The sequence below is a fragment of the Amphibacillus sp. MSJ-3 genome (assembly GCF_018919165.1).
Lineage (GTDB): Bacteria > Bacillota > Bacilli > Bacillales > Amphibacillaceae > Amphibacillus.
The window spans coordinates 1-20304 of record NZ_JAHLQM010000005.1 but is presented as its reverse complement, the minus strand read 5'-3'; the positions used below and the strand labels follow the sequence as shown (position 1 = coordinate 20304).

General features: G+C 36.5%; 16 protein-coding genes. 7 read left to right on the top strand and 9 right to left on the bottom strand.

Features of this window, described 5'->3' with window-relative positions:
• The first annotated feature begins 613 nt into the window (after positions 1-613).
• From KQI76_RS02645 to KQI76_RS02635, 3 genes are all read left to right on the top strand, one after another.
• On the top strand, positions 614-2230 hold the full coding sequence (locus tag KQI76_RS02645) for a family 43 glycosylhydrolase (RefSeq protein ID WP_216398758.1): 1617 nt from the start codon (positions 614-616) through the stop codon (positions 2228-2230).
• Positions 2231-2823: 593 nt separating this feature from the next.
• Entirely contained in the window at positions 2824-4479 is a 1656-nt protein-coding gene (locus tag KQI76_RS02640) for a PTS transporter subunit IIBC (RefSeq protein ID WP_216398757.1), read from the top strand.
• Between the two features lie 3 nt (positions 4480-4482).
• Positions 4483-5280: an endonuclease/exonuclease/phosphatase family protein gene (locus KQI76_RS02635; RefSeq protein WP_216398756.1), complete on the top strand. Its 798-nt coding sequence runs from the start codon at positions 4483-4485 to the stop codon at positions 5278-5280.
• 572 nt (positions 5281-5852) lie between these two features.
• Here the strand turns inward: KQI76_RS02635 and KQI76_RS02630 are convergent.
• A complete protein-coding gene (locus KQI76_RS02630; protein ID WP_216398755.1) occupies positions 5853-6779 on the bottom strand; it encodes an LCP family glycopolymer transferase in 927 nt (308 codons plus the stop codon).
• Between the two features lie 847 nt (positions 6780-7626).
• Between KQI76_RS02630 and KQI76_RS02625 the strand changes: the two genes are divergently transcribed.
• Positions 7627-7869: a hypothetical protein gene (locus KQI76_RS02625; protein ID WP_216398754.1), complete on the top strand. Its 243-nt coding sequence runs from the start codon at positions 7627-7629 to the stop codon at positions 7867-7869.
• Positions 7870-7894: 25 nt separating this feature from the next.
• On the opposite strand, the gene KQI76_RS02620 is transcribed toward KQI76_RS02625, so the two are convergent.
• The 5 genes from KQI76_RS02620 to nikC form a co-directional block, all read right to left on the bottom strand.
• Positions 7895-8791: an ATP-grasp domain-containing protein gene (locus tag KQI76_RS02620; protein WP_216398753.1), complete on the bottom strand. Its 897-nt coding sequence runs from the start codon at positions 8789-8791 to the stop codon at positions 7895-7897.
• A 206-nt stretch (positions 8792-8997) separates the two neighbouring features.
• Positions 8998-10014, bottom strand: a complete 1017-nt coding sequence (locus tag KQI76_RS02615) for an ABC transporter ATP-binding protein (protein WP_216398752.1) — start codon at positions 10012-10014, stop codon at positions 8998-9000.
• On the bottom strand, positions 9995-11041 hold the full coding sequence (locus tag KQI76_RS02610; RefSeq protein ID WP_216398751.1) for an ABC transporter ATP-binding protein: 1047 nt from the start codon (positions 11039-11041) through the stop codon (positions 9995-9997). The genes KQI76_RS02615 and KQI76_RS02610 overlap by 20 nt, the downstream gene beginning before the upstream one ends.
• 30 nt (positions 11042-11071) lie before the next feature.
• Positions 11072-12013 carry an ABC transporter permease gene (locus tag KQI76_RS02605; RefSeq protein ID WP_216398750.1) on the bottom strand — a complete coding sequence of 314 codons (942 nt, stop codon included), beginning with the start codon at positions 12011-12013 and terminating at the stop codon, positions 11072-11074.
• 17 nt (positions 12014-12030) lie between these two features.
• Positions 12031-12927 carry a nickel transporter permease gene (gene nikC / locus KQI76_RS02600; protein WP_216398749.1) on the bottom strand — a complete coding sequence of 299 codons (897 nt, stop codon included), beginning with the start codon at positions 12925-12927 and terminating at the stop codon, positions 12031-12033.
• Between the two features lie 699 nt (positions 12928-13626).
• Between nikC and KQI76_RS02595 the strand changes: the two genes are divergently transcribed.
• Positions 13627-15240 carry a glutathione ABC transporter substrate-binding protein gene (locus KQI76_RS02595; protein WP_216398748.1) on the top strand — a complete coding sequence of 538 codons (1614 nt, stop codon included), beginning with the start codon at positions 13627-13629 and terminating at the stop codon, positions 15238-15240.
• 61 nt (positions 15241-15301) lie between these two features.
• On the opposite strand, the gene pfkA is transcribed toward KQI76_RS02595, so the two are convergent.
• Positions 15302-16258, bottom strand: coding sequence for a 6-phosphofructokinase (gene pfkA, locus KQI76_RS02590; protein ID WP_216398747.1), 957 nt, complete (start codon positions 16256-16258; stop codon positions 15302-15304).
• A gap of 423 nt (positions 16259-16681) precedes the next feature.
• Between pfkA and KQI76_RS02585 the strand changes: the two genes are divergently transcribed.
• Entirely contained in the window at positions 16682-17767 is a 1086-nt protein-coding gene (locus tag KQI76_RS02585; protein ID WP_216398746.1) for a hypothetical protein, read from the top strand.
• A 364-nt stretch (positions 17768-18131) separates the two neighbouring features.
• On the opposite strand, the gene KQI76_RS02580 is transcribed toward KQI76_RS02585, so the two are convergent.
• Both KQI76_RS02580 and KQI76_RS02575 read right to left on the bottom strand, forming a co-directional pair.
• Positions 18132-18821, bottom strand: coding sequence for an LrgB family protein (locus tag KQI76_RS02580; protein WP_216398745.1), 690 nt, complete (start codon positions 18819-18821; stop codon positions 18132-18134).
• Positions 18821-19177 carry a CidA/LrgA family protein gene (locus tag KQI76_RS02575; protein WP_216398744.1) on the bottom strand — a complete coding sequence of 119 codons (357 nt, stop codon included), beginning with the start codon at positions 19175-19177 and terminating at the stop codon, positions 18821-18823. The genes KQI76_RS02580 and KQI76_RS02575 overlap by 1 nt, the downstream gene beginning before the upstream one ends.
• An 822-nt stretch (positions 19178-19999) precedes the next feature.
• On the opposite strand from KQI76_RS02575, the gene tnpA reads away from it, so the two are divergent.
• A partial coding sequence (gene tnpA / locus KQI76_RS02570) for an IS200/IS605 family transposase (RefSeq protein ID WP_216398743.1) occupies positions 20000-20304 on the top strand: 305 nt, incomplete at its 3' end.

Below are 20304 nucleotides of genomic sequence, written 5' to 3'. Positions count from 1 at the left end.
AGTTAGGTCTCCTTTTATAATTTTATCTAACTTTTAAAAGCAAAATATAGCGAAATGGTGAATCATAGCTAGATATCATTCAGTTTAAAAGGACCTAACATCAAATATCTCAAAAAGGCAACTTTAAATTCCTTATTATTAATGGGTCGAAGCTACTTTTATCTTTTTAAACCCTAAAATCCAGGACAACTTCTAATCAGGCTTTCCTGACAAGGCACGATCAGGTAAAGTGAAACTTGAATCAGTGGAAAGTGGGAGTCAAGACCTAGGTCATGCAGACCTTACCACAGGACCTGGTGGAGCTAATCTGCCTTCAACCATCCCCACTGATTTCTACTACCACAAGGGGATGCCTGAGGGCCCTTGAACCAATCGAGCCGCTACTGTCAATTGACCTCCCACTTACAATGCTTACTTTCCTTCAAATGCTTGCAGTGGGGGTTTTACTAACAATTGCACTGCGGTAAAAAGTCGAACATTCTTATGAAAAAAATGCTCATCGTTTGGCCGAATATCCGAACAAGATAATCAAAACTAATATATTTTATTGAGTTATACGAATAAGTTAGTTATACTAATAAGGAATCGCTTACATACATAGGAGGTAACTTTAATGAAAAAAAGATTGATTTCAGTTAGCCTATTGCTACTGATCTTTTTATTTCCGATCGAAGGGCAAGCAAGTAACCCAGTCATTAAAGATCGTTATAGCGCAGATCCTGCAGCACTTGTTCACGATGGAAGAGTATACTTATATACTGGGCAAGATGAAGCAACAAGTAATGACCATTTCTTTGTCTTGAAAAAATGGAGTATTTATTCATCAGATGATATGGTTAATTGGGAATATGAAGGTTCTCTTGATCGAACAGCTTTCGAATGGGGAATCCATGATACAGCTTGGGCCTCCCAGGCAATCGAACGAGACGGTAAGTTTTATTGGTATACAACTGTCAAAAATAAAAGTACCGAAGATCCTGGTTACGCAATAGGTGTTGCTGTTTCAGATAACCCAGTTGAAGGTTTTAAAGATGCACTTGGGGAACCATTGATTACATCAAGTATGACAACAATTCCTGAATTTATGGGAGATGATCCATGGAATGTGATCGACCCAACCGTCTTTATTGATCAAGATGGACAAGCACATCTTTATTGGGGAAATACCCATCTTTATTACGCTAAACTTAAAGATAATATGATTGAAATAGATGGTGAAATCAAGACAATTGATATTCAAAATATGGAAGGTACATTTACTGAAGGCCCCTTTCTCCACCAATACCTTGATCAATATTACCTAACCTTTGCCTACAATTATCCTGAGGAAATTGGTTATGCGATCAGTGATAGTCCTGAAGGCCCCTGGGAGTTTAAAGGAAAAATCATGGATCGAATTCCTAACAGCGGGACGAGTCACCCAGCTGTTATAGAATTTAATGATAACTGGTATTTCATTTATCATAATACAGCACTTCCTGGCGGTGGCGAAAATAATCGTTCAGTTGCGATTGAACCCCTTCATTATTATGACGATGGTTCTATCGCCAAAATAACGCCTACTGCTTCTGGAGTAAGTCAGGAGAGCTACTTAATAGAACCACTAGATAGCGATCTTGCCTTAAGACAGGTAACAATGGCAATTAGATTAGACCAAGTTGATGATCAGCAATATGATTATCGTTGGTATGAATCAGAGAGTCTAGCATCTATTGGTGAAAATTATGTTTCTTATCAAATAGATAACAGTCCCGGTGTTTACCTTACAAAGACGGATGATGATCAGCTAAAATTAGAAAAAAACGACGGGACAATTGAATTTGCTGAACGAGCAAGCTTTAAGAAGAGTGAAGGATTAGCTGATTCAGATGCTTACTCTCTTCAACCTTATTTAAACGAGGAGCTTTATCTAGCAATTAAAGATGATGGAAAAACAATTGCTTTAGTTAATTACGATCAAATAGAAGACGATAAACTAGCGACATTTTCCATTGAAATTGCCGATCCGATCATCCCACCCGCACCTGACCAAGCAAGTGATGAGCAAGGATCTGAAATAAAAGAAGAGAAACAAGATGAGAGTGAAGAAGTTAAACAGTCCGAGTTTGAAGAAAATGATGATTCTGCATCCGAGCAGGGGCATGACAGTCAACTTACTCTAATCATTATCATCCTTTTTGCCATCATTGGGTTAGCTAGCTATATTCTCTTAACAAAAAAGGCTAAATAAGTTTACTATCCTGCCCCACAATAGACCGCATTAGTGGGTAAAGCAAGTAGGCTCATTAATGCTTCTTTATTTTCTAATACACCTATCAAGCTCATGGTCACCAATACTTAGCTTGATAGGTTTTTCTATGGAAAGAGTAACGATTAGTCATTTCGTTAAGATTAGCCCAAGAATGGTCCGACCAGACGAGTAACTAGTGACCAGTGCCAAAATTTGAGAGTCGCTACAAAACACGATCCCTTTATTCAGAACTATGATTTGGAAAAAAGGTTTTATCGCAGTGCAACTGTCAGAATCTTTTCGATGGGGCGAGTAACCGCAAATCTTCTCGGTGGGACGAGTAACCGCAGTCCCAGTCCCAGTCCTAGTCCTAGTCCCGCCCCCAATGATTGAGGTTTCACTTTATCAATTTGCAGACGATAGCAACTTAATCACAAGACGAATGCAATCGTTTTTTAAAATATTATATTTAGCTAATTCATTTTTTACTAACTTAATTTTTGTGCTTGCAAACAAACTTAATTTAACTTACAATAGCAATAGACTTTTTTGCGCAACCGTTAGCGCAACATTATTAATTAAGGAGAATGGGTATGAAGAAAATAGGTTCATTTGATTTCTGGCAGAAGCTTGGTAAAGTTCTGCTGGTTGTTGTAGCCGTTATGCCGGCTGCTGGAATTATGATTTCATTAGGTAAAGTTGTTGCCATGTCTGGTGGTGACATTGAATTTATTATAAGTATAGGCCGTGTAATGGAAGAAATGGGTTGGGCGGTCATCAACAACCTACATATTCTATTTGCGGTTGCAATTGGAGGTTCCTGGGCTAAAGAAAGAGCCGGTGGGGCTTTTGCGGCGCTATTAGCTTTCATTTTAATTAACCGCATCACTGGTGCGATCTTTGGTGTAAGCGCTGAAATGGTAAATGACCCCGACGCTGTTATTACATCACTATTAGGTGGAGAATTAGTTGTTGGAGATTACTTTACTTTAATCCTTGAGGCTCCTGCTTTAAATATGGGGGTTTTCGTTGGGATTATCTCAGGTTTCATCGGAGCTATTGTTTTTAATAAATACTATAACTATAATAAATTACCACAAGCCTTAGCTTTCTTTAATGGTAAACGGTTCGTTCCATTTGTTGTCATGCTTTGGTCAGTGATCTCAGCAGTAGTTCTATCAATTTTTTGGCCTTTTATTCAAGGGTTACTTAATAACTTTGGGGAATGGATTGCAGGTTCACGAGACAGTGCACCATTTATTGCCCCGTTTGTGTTTGGTACACTTGAACGAATTTTATTACCATTTGGGCTTCATCACATGTTAACTGTACCAATTAACTACACAGAACTTGGTGGTTTATATACGGTCTTAACAGGTAGTAATGCAGGATCTGTCGTAGCTGGCCAAGACCCGCTATGGTTAGCTTGGGTATCTGATCTTAATAATCTACGCGCGGCAGGTGATACTGCAGGATATCAAGCACTATTAAATGAAGTCACTCCTGCACGTTTCAAGGTTGGACAAATGATCTTGAGTACATCTGTTCTAATCGGTGCTGCCCTAGCCATGTATAAAAACGTTGATAAAGATAAGCGACTAAAATATAAATCAATGTTCTTATCTGCTGGTTTAGCAGTTTTCTTAACTGGAGTAACTGAACCCATCGAGTTTATGTTTATGTTTGCTGCACCATTACTATATGGTATTTATGCTGTAATGGCTGGACTTGCCTTTGCAATGGCAGATGTCATTAATTTGCGAATTCACACATTCGGTAACATTGAATTTTTGACTCGCCTACCAATGACGATCAATGCTGGTTTAATCATGGATTTAGTTAATTATATTATTGTTAATATTGTGTTCTTCTTCTTAACTTATTTTCTGTTTAGCTTTTTAATCAAGAAATTTAACATGCCAACACCAGGACGTGCTGGAAACTACACAGATGAAGATGAAGGTACAGATGATAAGAATGATAATAAAGATAAGAAAGAAATTGATCAAACGAGTCAAGCAGCTGAAATTATCAATCTATTAGGTGGTAGAGCTAATATCACTGATGTCGATGCATGTATGACACGACTACGCGTTACTGTAAAAGACCAGGAAAAAGTTGCTGATGAACAAACTTGGAAAAAGAATGGTGCACTTGGTCTGATTCTTAAAGATAAAGGAGTTCAGGCAATTTACGGACCAAAAGCGGATGTATTAAAATCTGAAATTCAAGATTATCTAGGGGAATAAATAATGAAGCTTCTGACCTTAAACGCCCACAGTTGGCAAGAGTGTGATCAATTAGACAAAATCGATTATTTAGCTAAAGTAATCGCCGATCATCAATATGATGTCATCGCATTACAAGAGGTGAGCCAACGAATCGATTCGACACCTTTAGCAAACTCTCAACTTCGAGAAGATAACTATGCTTATCTTCTCGTTGAGAAACTTAACCGCTTGAGCAAAGAGCAATACAAGCTCAGTTGGACTTTCGCACATATTGGCTACGATATTTATCAAGAAGGTCTTGCTATTATAACAAAACATCCAATCATTGAAGAAAAGGCGATTCCATTAACCGTTACAGCTAATGAAAGTAGTTGGAAACGAAGGGTTGCTTTAAAATTAACAATCGATTTCAATAACCAAGATATTGATATCTTTTCCTGTCATCTTGGTTTTTGGCACGATCAGGAAGAACCTGCGAAAGAACAATTTGTACGTTTAATTGAGGCGACTCAACAAGATCGACTAACCTTTTTAATGGGTGATTTTAATACAGATGCATCTGTATCAAATGAAGGTTATGATTTCCTTAGTAACCAAGGATGGTTTGACACATATAAACTAGCAGAAACTAAAGATAAAGGCTATACGATCCCTGGCCAAATTGATGGTTGGCGCGACGCTGATCATTCTGCTAAACGTATTGATTATATTTTTGTCAATCAACCACTTGAGATCAACCATTTTGCTACTATTTTTACCGGTGACCATAAGAAAATCATTTCAGACCATTTTGGTGTTGAAGTAGAGGGAAAGCTTTAATCAGTAGCTATGCTATATCATGATTTAAACAGTTGCCTAAATGATTAACTACTTCCTTCAAACTGATGGATATTCACACTAGACCAAATCTCACCGTATCCTTGTGCATTTTATTAACTAGTCTTATAAAGAAAAATAAGATAAAAAAAGTGCAAGCGCCCGTTTAGCTTCGTACAAATTGGAGAGCTTCTGACGAGATAAAGGATACACGGCGACGTAGGAGCCGATGTTGACTTATCGTAGGAAGAAGATCGAAATTTGCTAGAAGCTGGGCGCTTAAGCTAGACAGTTATCAAATTTTTTATACTTTCTTATATTTAAAAAAAGCCGAAGTTAGTCAAATAGCTTCGGTTTTTTCATTTATTTTGCATTGATAATTCGAATGCTTGAAGTGGGAGTCTTACTGACAATTGCACTGCGGTAAAGGAATCTGAGCTTGATCCATTCTACTGAATCTTGCCAGCCCCTATCAGCCAATCATTTTACTTATATGATTGAAGCAGGGAGCTTACAATCCATTAACCCACGAAAAAAGTGCTGTAAAACATATCGCTTTACAACACTTTTATAAATTATGATTCTATCATATTTCGTACATTTTCAATTTCTTCATCAGGGACAATGTAATAATAAATACCATCAATCATCGTACCTGTTCCTTGCATTTGATAACTCTCGAAATTCTCTATCGTCTGACGGTAATGTTGCATCAAAGTTAACATGTCATTAAATTCTATGTTAGTTCCCATATTTTTACCTAAAATATCTGTTAATTGAACAACTCGAGTTGCATTAGCAACCGTAGCCCCTTCTTTAATAATTCCCTCAATTACCTTCCGTTGCCGTTCTGTCCGACCAAAATCCCCAGCTGGATCCTGTTTTCGCATACGAACATAGTTCAATGCCATATCCCCATCTAATTCAATTTGGCCAACAGGGAAATGATAATTACCTTGACTAAATTCCAATTCATTATTAACTGTAATTGTGCCAAGTTCATTTATAAGCTCGGCTAAGCCATTCATATTAATTCGAACATAGTAATCAATATCAATTCCTAGAAAATCCTCAACTGTGTTAATTGACATATCTGGTCCACCATATGAATATGCGTGATTAATTTTCTCAACTGTTCCACGACCAGCAATTGTTGCTCGTGTATCACGAGGAATACTAATCAAACTCAGCTCATCCTCATTCGGTCTAAGCGTCATGACTAATAAGGCATCTGATCGCCCAGAATCAGCGGATTCAGAATCAATTCCAAGCAAAAGGATGTTTAAATTATCACGATCTTTCAATTTCTTCTGTGTCACATTTTGATCGATTGCTGAAACAGTTTCGTACATTTGTCCATCAACATTATTTTTAACCCCATAAAAGATATAAACTGCATATAATCCAACTGAAAGAATAAGGGCAATAATAATGATTAGTGGCGTTAATATCCACCAATTTCTTTTTTTCTTTTGACTGCTTCGTTGTTTTCTTTGCGTCATCTTCATCGTCCTATCTGCCTATAATGAATAGCTAATAGAGGTTGTTCAAAAAGTCCCATTCTGTAAATGCCGGCTAGTCATCAGTTCATCATCTTCTACTTTCAATGACATCAATATTTTCTTCACTCTTCCCAACAGACAACTAACCCTAACTAGAAACATTGCACCTATTTATAGAATAAGAATGGTATTACTTTTATCCTGAGTGTTAAGATGTACTTCTTTTAATCAATATAATCTTTTCTGTTTCCTATTTTGAACAAACACTACTAAAGTAAGTATAGCAAATATCAAAAAATGAACAAGTTTTAAATTATTTTTAGTAGATTATTTTTATCACAGAGTAACGGATTATAAGCCCTACCTAGTAAAAAATCCACTTTATCAGCGGTTATTTATTAATATATTTTAAATATGCCTAATTCCCTATAATAATTGTAAATATTGTTTTTTTTATATTCTGCTTTAACCTTACCTATCAATCGATGATTGGCGAAAAGTAAAATGAGACTTCAATCCCACTGATTGGGACTGGGACAGCGGTTACTCATCCATCCGAAAACATTTGTTACTACCACAAGGGGATGACCCAAAGACGCTTGAACCAATCAGGACCTTATTGTCAGATCTACTCCTACTTACAATCCTTACTTTCCTTCTAATTCTTGAAGGAGGGGGCTTACTGGTAGTTAAAATATATAGAATATTAAGATACTTTACCATATGAAATTCATCTTTCAACATTTACAAAAATATTACAGTTGGGTTAAATAAGCCCTTTTCCCGATTAATTTATTTTTAGGCGGGTAAATATCTTATGTAAAATAAAAAAGGAGGATTTTTATTTATGAAAAAAGCAGTAAAGCTTTTAGCAGTGTCATTAGTATCTATTGGAGTCTTGGCAGCGTGTGGCGATGATGTAGAGGATCCAGCTGATATAGAAGATCCAGTTATAGAAGATCCAGCCGGTGAGGATCCAGCAGTTGGCGATCCTGGTGTTGAGGAACCAGGTGCAGAGGATCCAGGCGTTGAAGAACCAGGTACTGAGGATCCTGGTGTAAATGATGATGCAGAAGGTGACTTAAATTAGTTAAACATAGGTAGGGGCGCTTCTTTTAAGAACGCCCCTGTACTTTTGCCAAAATATATTCAAAAATAAAAGCTGACACATCTATACCAGTACATTGATAGATATTCTTTATATGCGCATTTGAATTAACCTCACAAATAAGCGGCTGACCATGATTACCATAAAGTAAATCCACTCCAGAAAAATCAGCTCCAACAGCTTTTGAAGCAGCAATCGCTAAATCAATAAACTCCTGACTAGGATCGACCGTAAACATCTCTCCACCATTAGTCACATTTGCTCTAAAATCAGCTTTAGATACACGTTGCATACTTGCAACAACTTGATTGCCAACAACATGTAGGCGAACATCTTTACCATGGCTTGAACGAATATATTCTTGGAAAAGATGGGGACGATGAATTAACTCTTTCGCTTTTGTTTCTAACTGTTGGCGATTTTCAATCAAATATACTTGCTGGCCAAAAGAACCATATGCTTCTTTGATAACTAAAGGATATGACAAACTTTTTTCTACATAAGTCAAAAACTGAGCATTTGGTTGCTTTATTTGCGAAAATAGCATCGGAGCAAAAATAGTTAATGGTTGTGGTAAATTTGCTTTTGCTAATTGCTGATGCATTTGTATTTTGTTATCACATATTGCGATCGTTTCAGGTGAATTAAATATAGGTACTCCCCACTCAAGTAAATGTTCAGCCAAGCGAATATCCTTATCTAAAAATAAAACAAAATCAGGACGTGTATTGTGCGACACAATCAAACGCTGGCCATTTTCAATCCCAATAAATAATTCATCATTAGATAAAGCCATTAAATCAATTTGGTATTTCCTTGCCGTTCTAATATACCAATCATGGATTTCAAGAAATTTTGCTGTCTTCATCCCTCCATTATAAATTAGCCATCCCCTATATTTCATATGTATACCTCCAAGTTAATTTCTCTTTCTAGTATACATTAATCAAGAGATGATTAGTTAATTCATTTATCGCAGATTAACAATCTCTAAGACTCCAGAGCATTCAAACAACTACAAAAATGAAAATGGTTCTATTTACAGAAAAACGTAAATAGAACCACTTTTTACTCAGTGAGACTAGTTTTATCCCAGCCTCTTTGCTTTTTTTAATATTTTGCGGTGTGTGTACCTGCTTCAATTTCTTCAATATAATGACAAGCAGCAGAGTGGCCTTCTTTCATGTAATCTTCAGAACGTAGTGTCGGTTCTACTAACTTGCATTTTTCAGTAGCAAATGGACAACGTGTATGGAAGCGACAGCCACTAGGCGGATCAATTGGAGAAGGAACATCTCCTTGTAAAATAATCCGTTCTTTTTTAGCTTCTGGTTCTGGATCCGGTACAGGAATCGCAGATAGTAGTGCTTTAGTATAAGGATGTTGTGGATTTTCAAAAATAGATGTTTTATCACCTATCTCCACAATCTTACCTAGATACATAACAATGACACGATCAGAAATATGGCGTACTACACCTAAATCGTGAGAAATAAATAAATAAGTTAAATTAAATTCACGCTGAAGTTTCTTTAACAAGTTAATCACTTGTGCTTGGATAGATACATCAAGTGCTGAAACAGCCTCATCTGCGATAATTAACTTCGGATCTACAGATAGAGCACGTGCAATTCCAATTCGTTGACGCTGTCCACCACTAAATTCATGTGGGAAACGATCAGCTTGATGTGCCCCTAAACCAACGACATCCATTAATTCAGCAATTTTCTTTGACCGTTCTTCCTTTGGCACAACATTTTGAATAGTTAATGCTTCCTCTAATATTTGTCGAACAGTTTGACGTGGATTAATTGAAGCATAAGGGTCTTGGAAAATAATTTGGAGATCTTTACGTTTTTTCCGCATCTCTCTTTTACTTAAGCTAAGTAAATCTTCACCATCAAATTCTACTTCACCACTTGTTGGTTCATCTAATCGTAAAATGGCCCGACCAGTTGTTGATTTACCACAACCAGACTCACCTACGATACTTACTGTCTCACCTTCATGGACAGTAAAACTCACACCATCAACTGCTTTTACATGGTTAATCGTTCGACCTAACATCCCACCTTTAATGGGGAAATATTGTTTAAGATCTGTTACTTTAAGAAGTTCTTTCGCCATTAACATCCACCTCCGGATCGCCATCCCATTCATCAGTATAAATCCAACAACGAATTTGATTGCCATTATCACTTTCTTCTAATTCAGGTAAACGTTCATGGCAAATATCGCTAGCAAAAGGACAGCGCGGTGCAAAGCGACAGCCTTTCGGGATATTATCTGGACTTGGTACAGCTCCTTTAATCACCATCAAATCCTCATCACCTAAATCAATATCGTGTCGAGGTAAGGAATTTAAAAGACCTACTGTATAAGGATGTTTTGGATTTTTGAATAAATCTTTAACTGTAGCATATTCAACTACTTTCCCCATATACATAACCGCAACATAATCACATGTTTCTGCAACAACACCTAAGTCATGAGTAATCATAATGATTGACATTCCTAAACGATCTTGCAAATCTTTCATTAGCTCTAATATCTGAGCTTGAATAGTCACATCAAGAGCAGTTGTTGGTTCATCTGCAATTAATAGTTCTGGGTCACAGGCTAGCGCCATTGCAATCATGACCCGCTGTCTCATCCCTCCAGATAATTCGTGTGGATACTGTTTCACACGTTGCTCTGGTGATGGGATACCCACTAGTTTAAGCATATCAACTGAACGAAGCATAGCCTCTTTTTTAGTCATATTTTGATGAATCATAAATGATTCACTAATTTGTTGTCCAACTGTATAAACAGGATTTAATGATGTCATTGGTTCTTGGAAAATCATTGATATTTCATTTCCACGAATTTGACGCATCTGACTTTCTGTTTTTTCGAGAAGATTCTCTCCCTTAAAGATGACCTCCCCACCCTTAATCTTACCTGGACTCTGAATCAAGCGTAAAATGGAAAGGGACGTAATGCTTTTTCCTGAACCTGACTCTCCTACGATACCTAATGTTTTCCCTTTAGGTACGGCAAAGCTAACGCCATCTACTGCTTTAATCTCTAATTTTTCAGTGAAAAATGATGTTTGTAGATCACGCACTTCTAGAATGGGTTCTTCTTTTAATAGTTCAGTCACTTTAGTCATCTGTTTCACACCTTTCCTAAATAAAAATAATTAATTAAAGTCAATTCGTTTATTTAAATATCGATATAAGATATCTACTACAATATTCACTAAAACAAATAGTAAGGCAAAAACTAAAATACCACCTTGCACGATCGGAAAATCACGTGCTTGAATCGAATCAACAATTAATCGTCCTAAGCCATTAATCGCAAAGACTGATTCAGTTAATACTGCCCCTCCTAATAAAGAACCAAATTGTAAACCTACAACAGTCACAACTGGAATAAGGGCATTTTTTAATGCATGGCGATAAACCACAACACGCTCTTTTACCCCTTTTGCACGGGCTGTCCGAATATAATCTTGGTCAATGACCTCTAACATACTGGAACGAGTCATCCGAGCGATAATAGCTGCTCCAGCTGTTCCCAATGTAACCACTGGTAACACCTGTTGTTGCCAAGTTCCCCAACCGGATGCCAAGAACCAACCCGTGTTAATCGGCCCGATATTAAAACCAATCGCAAAATACTGAATTAGCATTAAACCAAGCCAAAAAGCAGGCATTGATAATCCAAATAAAGCAAGAATCATGATAAGAGAATCTGCCCATGAATAACGTCTAACCGCTGAAACAATTCCCGCAACTAAACCAATGACAATTGATAATGCCGTACTATAAATGGCCAATTCAACTGTTGGTCTTAAGCGTAGTAATATTTCATCAGAAACAGCACGTCCACTTCGAATAGAATTACCAAGATCACCAGTTGCAATCCCTTTAACATAATCTAAATATTGAACAGGGAGTGGATCATTCAGTCCAAGTCGTTCTTCCATTAAAGCAATTTGTTCAGGCGATGCACTTTCACCAGCCATAATTTGAGCTGGGTTTCCAGGTATGAGATGCATCATACTAAACGTTAAAATAGTTACACCTATTATCACAGGTATCGTTTGAAGTAAGCGTCTTACGATAAAAGTAAACAATGTTTAGTACCTCTCTTCTAGTTTTTCATTTTCGGATCAAACGCATCACGTAATCCGTCACCAAATATATTAAATGCCAATACGACTATAACAATAGCAAGACCAGGGATCGTCGCAACATGTGGAGCATCCCACATATAGTTACGTCCATCACTCAGCATGGCACCCCACTCAGGAGTTGGTGGCTGTGCCCCCATCCCTAAGAATGATAGACCACTAGCTGATAATATTGAAGTCGCAATACTAAGTGTAGCTTGTACAATAATCGGTGATAGTACATTGGGTAAGATATGCTTGAAAATAATTCGTAAATCTGATGCTCCAAGTGCTCTAATTGCATCGATGTACTCCAGCTTCCTCACCGCTAACGTTGATCCTCGAACAATTCTAGCAAAGACAGGAATAGAAAAGATCCCAACCGCGATGATCACATTATTCAGATCTGTCCCTAAAACACTTACAATCGCAAGTGCTAAAATAATCCCAGGAAAAGCAAGCATAATATCCATAATCCGCATGATAATTGTATCAATTTTTCCCCCGTAATAACCAGAAATCACGCCTAATGTAACTCCACAAGTCATCCCAATCAATACAGCAAAGAAACCGACGTATAATGTAATACTCATTCCATGAATAATCCGACTAAAAATATCTCGTCCATGATGATCCGTGCCAAACCAGTGCTCTGAAGACGGACCCGTTAATTTAATCGCATGATCCTGAACATTAGGATCAAATGGGGTGAAGTAAGGACCGATAATTGCAATTAAAATTAAGATTAAAATAACAATACCACCAATAACGGCCGATTTGTTTTTTAAGAATTTCCTCCAAAAGTCATTCCATTTGACTATGGTTGGATTTGGTGCTGCCTTTGCTTCCACTTCATTTGTATTAATTTCTTCCCTCATAAAAAAAACCCTTTCTTAATTTAATTCAGAATTTTCGTATAAAGATTGAATCGATCAAACCTAATGGTTAATTATAGATACTAAAATAATAGCATTTATCATCGAATAGACAATGCTAGTTTTCTTGAAATTCAACCTATTATTGCTATTCTTCATCAGTTTTTCAGAAATATGTTTAATATTTGACTGGAGTTATTTGTGGAATAGTCAGTAAATTATGATTTTATACATAAATTCATATATTCGATTATTTTGTCATATTACGTGAAATTATGCAATGAAATTAATAAATATCAGAATATTAAGTTTAATAGTAGATTAAAAGTAAGAGTTTATTATAATTATTGGTTCAAATAGTATCTAATTCTTTCAAAATAATTTAATTAAGTTCTTACTAGTAGAGGTTTTTCTTATGCTTAACCGAGCATTAGACAAATGATTCAAGCCTCCTCAAACCCTTGAACATCTGCTTACCATCTGGTCATTTTTCTTATCTAATTGAAGGAGTTCCTTACGATCAATTAATTCGTAAATAAATCCTTCAACCAACGATTCTATCTATTTTTTTAAGTAGTTCCACTATTACCCACTAATAATGAATATTTAGATAATTCATACTTGTTTTATTTTTAGTATTGTTGTATAGTATTAATCAGTTTTTAAATAGAAAAACAACTATAACTTAAGGGGAGTGTAGAAATGAAACAAGTTAAAAAGTCCTTTCTCTTGTTTATTCTTCTTGTTACATCTGTGATGGTTATTGCAGCTTGTGGATCAGATGATTCAGATACAGGGAATGAGACAGGAACTGGAGAAGAGACAGGTGAACAAGTAGCAAGTGAAGGCGGCGATCTTATTATTGCCGAACATTCAGACGCTGTATCTTTAGATCCTCACGGTTCAAACGATACACCTTCAAGTAACGTTACCTTTAATATTTATGAAGCATTAGTTACTCAGAATCAAGATATGGAGCTTGAACCAGGTCTTGCTTATGATTGGGAAATGATAGATGACTTAACATGGGAATTTAAACTTGAGGAAGGAGTTAAATTCCATGATGGTTCAGATTTTAACGCAGAGGTTGTTAAAGCAAATCTTGATCGTATTCTAGACGATGCTATCGCATCACCAAGAGCATTTTTATATGATATGATATCTGAAATTAACGTTGTTGATGACTATACAATTCAATTTGTTACTGAATATTCCTTTGCACCACTTCCAGCGCACTTGGCGCATAATGGTGGTGGCATGATCTCAGGAGAATTAATCGAAAAAGATTATGCAGCAATGGAAGATGGCGAGGAGCCAGGTAGTGTAATCAATGCTGAACCAGTTGGAACTGGGCCATTTGTATTTGACAGTTGGACACCAGGTGAAGAAATTAAATTGGTTAGAAACGATGATTACTGGGGTGAACCTGCTCATCTAGATTCAATTACATTTAAAGTTGTACCTGAAGACTCAACTCGTATTGCAGACCTCGAAACAGAAGCTGCACATATCACTGATCCATTGAGTCCATCTGATGTTTCACGAATTGAAGCAACAGAAGGTGTACATGTAAATAAACAACCTTCAGTATCACTTTCTTATATTGGATTTAATGCATCAAAAGAACCATTTGATGATCCACTAGTTCGTCAAGCAATTTCTAAAGCAATTGATAAGGATGCTATTATTGAAGGGATTTATGATGGTGCCGGTATCCCAGCAAACGGTCCATTAGCACCAGATGTATTTGGTTATGATGATTCAATTGAAGGTCTAGAATATAATGTTGAAGAAGCAAAAGAATTGCTTGCTGAAGCAGGCTACCCAGATGGCTTCTCAACAACAATATGGACAAACGATACTCGTGAACGTGTTGATACTGCTACTTTTGTTCAAGCACAACTTAAGGAAATTGGTGTAGAAGTTGAAATTGAACAAGTTGAGTGGGGTGCTTACTTAGAAAATACAGCCGCTGGTGAGCATGATATGTTTGTTCTTGGATGGTCAACTGTTACTGGTGATGCTGATTATGGAATGTACCCACTATTCCACACTGATAATTTCGGTGAACCAGGTAACCGTACATTCTTGGACAATGCTGAAGTGGATAAATTGTTAGTCGAAGCTCGTCAAAATCCAAATGCAGACGAACGCTTAGATTTATACCGTCAAGTACAAGAAATTCTTGTTGATGAAGCACCAATGATTTATATTCACCACCAAGAGTTCCTTCTAGGTGTTAGTGATAAAGTACAAGGCTTCTGGCAACACCCAACAGGTATATTAATGCTTAAAGATGTTAGCTTAACTGAATAATGATTTACAAAAGAAATAGCCCTAGAAATTAGGGCTATTTCTTTATGGATCATATGATCGCTTAAACTAAATCTTCAAAGATTTGATAAAGTTTTTCATTAATTTGATTTTTAGCATTAAAGATATCTTCAAAGCTATGATAAGTAATCTGATTACTTTCTATTCCAAGACCGACTCCCGTTATTCCTTCTTGAATCAATTCAATGACTTTATGACCTAAGCGGCTTGAATAAACACGGTCAAAGGCACTTGGTGTTCCTCCTCTTTGAATATGACCAAGCACTGTTGGGCGCGTATCTAATCCTGTTAAATCTTTTATTTGTTTTGCGACATCTTCTGCTGTCCCAGCGCCTTCAGCAACAATAACGATACTATGTGATTTGCCACGATCGAAACCTTTTTTTATACTAGCTGCAGTCTTTTCAATATCAGGTTTAACTTCGGGAATCAAGATCGCATCAACACCGCTAGCAATTCCTGCTTGTAGGGCAATATCCCCACAATTACGTCCCATCGCCTCAATGACACTGACACGTTCATGACTGCTCATTGTATCACGTAAGTTGCCGATTGCATTTGTTACGACATTCAGTGTTGTATCAAATCCAATTGTATAATCTGTTAATGGAATATCATTATCAATCGTACCTGGTATTCCAAATGTTTTTATCCCATGACGTTCAAGAGCTTGAGCACCCTTGTAACTTCCGTCACCACCGATCACAACTACATAATCGATTCCTTTTGCATTAAGATTTTCAACAGCTTGTGCTTGTCCTTCTGGTGTCAAAAATTCTTTTGAACGTGCAGATTGGAGAAAAGTCCCTCCTCGATATAGAATATCACTAACTTCTTTTGAACCTAATGTTATAAAATCATCATCAATTAACCCTTTAAATCCCTTGCGAACACCAAATATTTCAAAGTTATTGGCCAATCCCGTTCTTGCAACTGCTCGAATTGCACTATTCATCCCTTGGGAATCTCCACCTGATGTAACGATAGCTATTTTTTTCAAGCTGATCACCTTCCTCTATTTCTATAAACTTGACCAAAAATAAATTTATTTTCTTTTTTTAGTATACCATATATTCTACAAGTTGACATATATAAGAAACTTATTTTATCCTCGGTCTAGTTATTTTACCCTAGCCCAACTGACGATAAGACCCACATGTCAATCATAGATAGAAAGAATCAGGAAATCACTATAAGCGCTAGGGCTAATTTATCTAACTCACACTCAAGGGGGAAGCTTCACTTTATCGTCAGTAAATTGCCTTCATAGTTAATATTCCCTATAATCCCTAGATCAACCCTATTTTGATATAATTAAATTCAGTCATTCTATTTCTGCTTGCGCAATCTAGCTTGTTTTTGGCATGATTTATATAAGGTTAACATATACTTTATATGGTGTAATTTTAAGGAGGGACTTGATATGGAACAATTAATTTATTTTTCTAGCGCACATACATCTGCTGGATATCAAGATTTATTAGCGTCAAATTTAATTGGACTTGATCATATTTTTCTAATTGAAGGTGCGACAACAAAAGAACGATCAGAGTTTGTTCGGATTTTCTTTGACCGCTGGCGTGCACGTGGGGAAAAAATAGAATTAATATTAAACAGTATCGATCACACAGTCATGTCTGGCGTGATTAACAGACGGTTAAGCTGTGCCATTATTGATCGAACACAGCATCTGAACTATCCCATAAAGGCATTAGGAGTAATTGAACACTTAGTAGATTTAAGCTCAGTTTTTAATCAAAAGGACCTTCTGACTAATCGGGAACAAATCCTTAAGTTTCAGCATGAGCGGGATCGTCACATTCAGGAAGCCCACAAGGCCTTTGCAAGGGGACTTGATCTTCATGATCAGCTTGAAAAAATCTATATTCATGCGATGGATTTTAATAAAGCTAATCTAGTTACAGACCAGTTAATTGATGAAATTTTCCAGAATGAAACGAGCCAAAAGATTAAACCAATCATCCGTCATCGTTTTTTAGGTGCATCTACTGCTAATGGCGTCATCGATTTTATTGATCAATTAACAGAGCAATTAGGGAAACGCTACTTAATCAAAGGGCGGGCAGGTTCAGGGAAGTCTACACTATTAAGAAAGATTGTCGCTGAAGCAGAAAGACGGCATTTTTCAATTGAGGTTTATCATTGTGGCTTCGATCCAGATAGTCTTGATATGGTTATTATTCGCGAATTGGGTATCGCTATTTTTGACAGTACCGCTCCACATGAGTATGAGCCAAATCGTCATGGGGATCAACTCATCGATCTATACCAGACAACGATTGCACATGGTACTGATGAAAAATACCATGAAGAGATTTCTCATTTAACCATCCAATACAAATACTTTATCCAACATGGAACAAGACTTTTGGCAAAAGCTTTAGAAGTAGAGAAAAAACTTGAGTCCATCTATCAACAATCACTTGATTCAAATGCCTTTGCTAAACAAATCGATCAATTCACTGAAAATGTAGAAAAGTCTTTATAAGCGCTAATTAAATATAAGACAAGAACGGTTCATTTAATTGCGAAACCTTCTCCCCTATTCAATAAAAAATTGAAATGAAGAATCGAACAAATTGCGAATAATCCGCACAAAAATAAGGTAACTATCCTTATGGACTATTTTCACAGTTACCCTTCTCGAGAAAAAATAAATCAACTATTGGCAGCTTTCCTAGCCGTTTGACGCCAACTACTTTTTCCTCCCCTTTTGATTTGGAGTCTTACGGCTAGTTTAGGACCAGTAAAAAGGAGTCCTTTTTTAGTAAGTTCCTTTTTCAACTGAATTTTTGATGGACCAAACAGGCCTTTACTAGCTAGTAAATACAACGATTAACATTGGTAATTTATTATACTAGTATAGTGATCAACCAAGGTAGGAGAGTTATACCTAAAACAGTTGTTATGATGCCAGCAAAAATCATAGCTAAAGTAGAGTATGTTGTTGCTTCCTCCCCGTATTGTAAAGCTCGATTCGTTCCTACAGCATGTGCGGCCATCCCCAATGCTATTCCTCTCGCCAGTGGTGTTTCTATTTTTAACCAATCAAAAACAAAAGGAGCAATAAGACTACCTAGCAAGCCCGTAATGATAACAAAGACAATGGTTAAAGATGGGATAGCACCAATTTCTTTAGATACCTCAATCGCTAGTGGTGTCGTAATTGATCGTGGTAATAAACTAATTACAAAATGTTCTTCAAGCATAGCCAGTATAGAAAGGATTAAAGTTGAAAAGATGGCTACAATTGAACCAATGAAAACACCGACAAGTATTAAACTAAAATAGGCTTTGACTGTATCAAAATGTTTATAAATTGGAATCGCAAACGCAATGGTTGCCGGGCCAAGCAAATGGGTTAACATACTTGTCCCCTCTTGATACTGAACCAGCGGTATATCTAATAATAAAATAGCTATAACAATTAAGATGGGAGTTAAAATTAGTGGGTGAAATGCCAAAATAGGAAAACGCTTCTCAAGTCCTTTGACAGCTCCATATAAAATAACTGTTAGTAATGTCATCCATACGATATTCATCATTTACTTCCCTCAAATAATTGAACAATACGTCCCGTCACACCAAGGACAATGATTGTACTTAATAAAATAATTAACATTAGCCAAACACCCTGTAAACTAAACAGCTCTTGATAATCCATTAACCCAACAGCTGATGGAACAAAAAATAATAATAATTGCGCCATTAACCATTGTCCACCCTGTTCAACCCATTCCAATTTTATTAATTTACTATTCAAGGCAAAGAACAACAAAATCAAACCAATTATCGTTGCAGGTAATGGAATTGGAATTAATTGCTTTATTCCAATTCCGACCAGTAAAAAAATATCGATAAGTACAATTTGTAATAAAATAATAACTATTTTCTTCAATATGTATCCCTCAAAACAATTTTTTTCTTTATCTATGATACACCTGATTTATTTGAAATGCTATAAGTAGCCCACTTTTTTAGTCATCATTCCTGATAAAGTGAAACTTTAATCAGTGGGTAGGTTTATCCCCCACTGATTATTAGTACCACAAGGGTATGACCTAGAGGCCCTTGAACCAATCGGGCCGTTACTGTCAGTTGATCTCCCACTTACAATCCTTATTTTTCTTCAAATGCTTGATGTGGGAATCTTACTGACAGTTACACTGCGGTAAAGTGAAACTTTAATCAGTGGGGAGGTTTATCCCCACTGATTATTAGTACCACAAGGGTATGACCTAAAGGCCCTTGAACCAATCGGGCCGTTACTGTCAGTTGACTTCCCATTCACAATCCTTATTTTTCTTCAAATGCTTGATGTGGGAATCTTACTGATAGTTACACTGCGGTAAACCAATCAATATTCTATCAAAATAGCATAATTGATTAACGTCTGTTAAATTAGTATATTTCCCGGGGAATAACGATATTATTGTCGAATTTTACCCGACTATTGATCAAATATCTATGATTCGATCTTCTCCTTTATATAATTGAAGTGGGAAAGCGTACAATCAGTTAATCCAGGGGAAATAATTATTTAAGATTGTTCTTAACCGTTTAGTTCTAGTTTCTTTAACGGATTTCCGAAAGAAGTCTCCCATCCACAAGGAATGAGAAGGGCGATAGCCCAATGAGTAGGTGGGAGATGAATTTCGGTTGGCTTTAACCAAAGCTTGTGATACAATCACTCTCAGCTGGATAAAGGACTGATATACCAATGAAATTAGATAACAATAATCATTCAGTGTTCTTATTGCACTATCATCTTGTGCTGGTTGTAAAATATCGCAGACAAGTATTTGATAATGAAATATCTGATTTTGCAAAAGATATGTTCGTTGAGATTGGAAGTAAATACAAAATTTCTTTAGTGGAATGGAATTACGATAAAGATCATATCCACATCTTATTCAAAGCACATCCTAACTCTGAATTATCAAAGTTCATTAACGCTTATAAGAGTGCAAGTTCTCGATTGATAAAGAGAGACTTTCCGCATATTAGAAAAAAACTATGGAAAGA

What these genes read in the sequence shown, in the direction of transcription:
- KQI76_RS02645 (WP_216398758.1), top strand. Translation starts at nt 614, where the DNA reads ATGAAAAAAAGATTGATTTCAGTTAGCCTATTGCTACTGATCTTTTTA.
- KQI76_RS02630 (WP_216398755.1), bottom strand. Translation starts at nt 6,779, where the DNA reads ATGACGCAAAGAAAACAACGAAGCAGTCAAAAGAAAAAAAGAAATTGG.
- KQI76_RS02635 (WP_216398756.1), top strand. Translation starts at nt 4,483, where the DNA reads ATGAAGCTTCTGACCTTAAACGCCCACAGTTGGCAAGAGTGTGATCAA.
- KQI76_RS02615 (WP_216398752.1), bottom strand. Translation starts at nt 10,014, where the DNA reads ATGGCGAAAGAACTTCTTAAAGTAACAGATCTTAAACAATATTTCCCC.
- KQI76_RS02620 (WP_216398753.1), bottom strand. Translation starts at nt 8,791, where the DNA reads ATGAAATATAGGGGATGGCTAATTTATAATGGAGGGATGAAGACAGCA.
- KQI76_RS02610 (WP_216398751.1), bottom strand. Translation starts at nt 11,041, where the DNA reads ATGACTAAAGTGACTGAACTATTAAAAGAAGAACCCATTCTAGAAGTG.
- KQI76_RS02640 (WP_216398757.1), top strand. Translation starts at nt 2,824, where the DNA reads ATGAAGAAAATAGGTTCATTTGATTTCTGGCAGAAGCTTGGTAAAGTT.
- KQI76_RS02580 (WP_216398745.1), bottom strand. Translation starts at nt 18,821, where the DNA reads ATGAATATCGTATGGATGACATTACTAACAGTTATTTTATATGGAGCT.
- nikC (WP_216398749.1), bottom strand. Translation starts at nt 12,927, where the DNA reads ATGAGGGAAGAAATTAATACAAATGAAGTGGAAGCAAAGGCAGCACCA.
- KQI76_RS02595 (WP_216398748.1), top strand. Translation starts at nt 13,627, where the DNA reads ATGAAACAAGTTAAAAAGTCCTTTCTCTTGTTTATTCTTCTTGTTACA.
- KQI76_RS02585 (WP_216398746.1), top strand. Translation starts at nt 16,682, where the DNA reads ATGGAACAATTAATTTATTTTTCTAGCGCACATACATCTGCTGGATAT.
- KQI76_RS02625 (WP_216398754.1), top strand. Translation starts at nt 7,627, where the DNA reads ATGAAAAAAGCAGTAAAGCTTTTAGCAGTGTCATTAGTATCTATTGGA.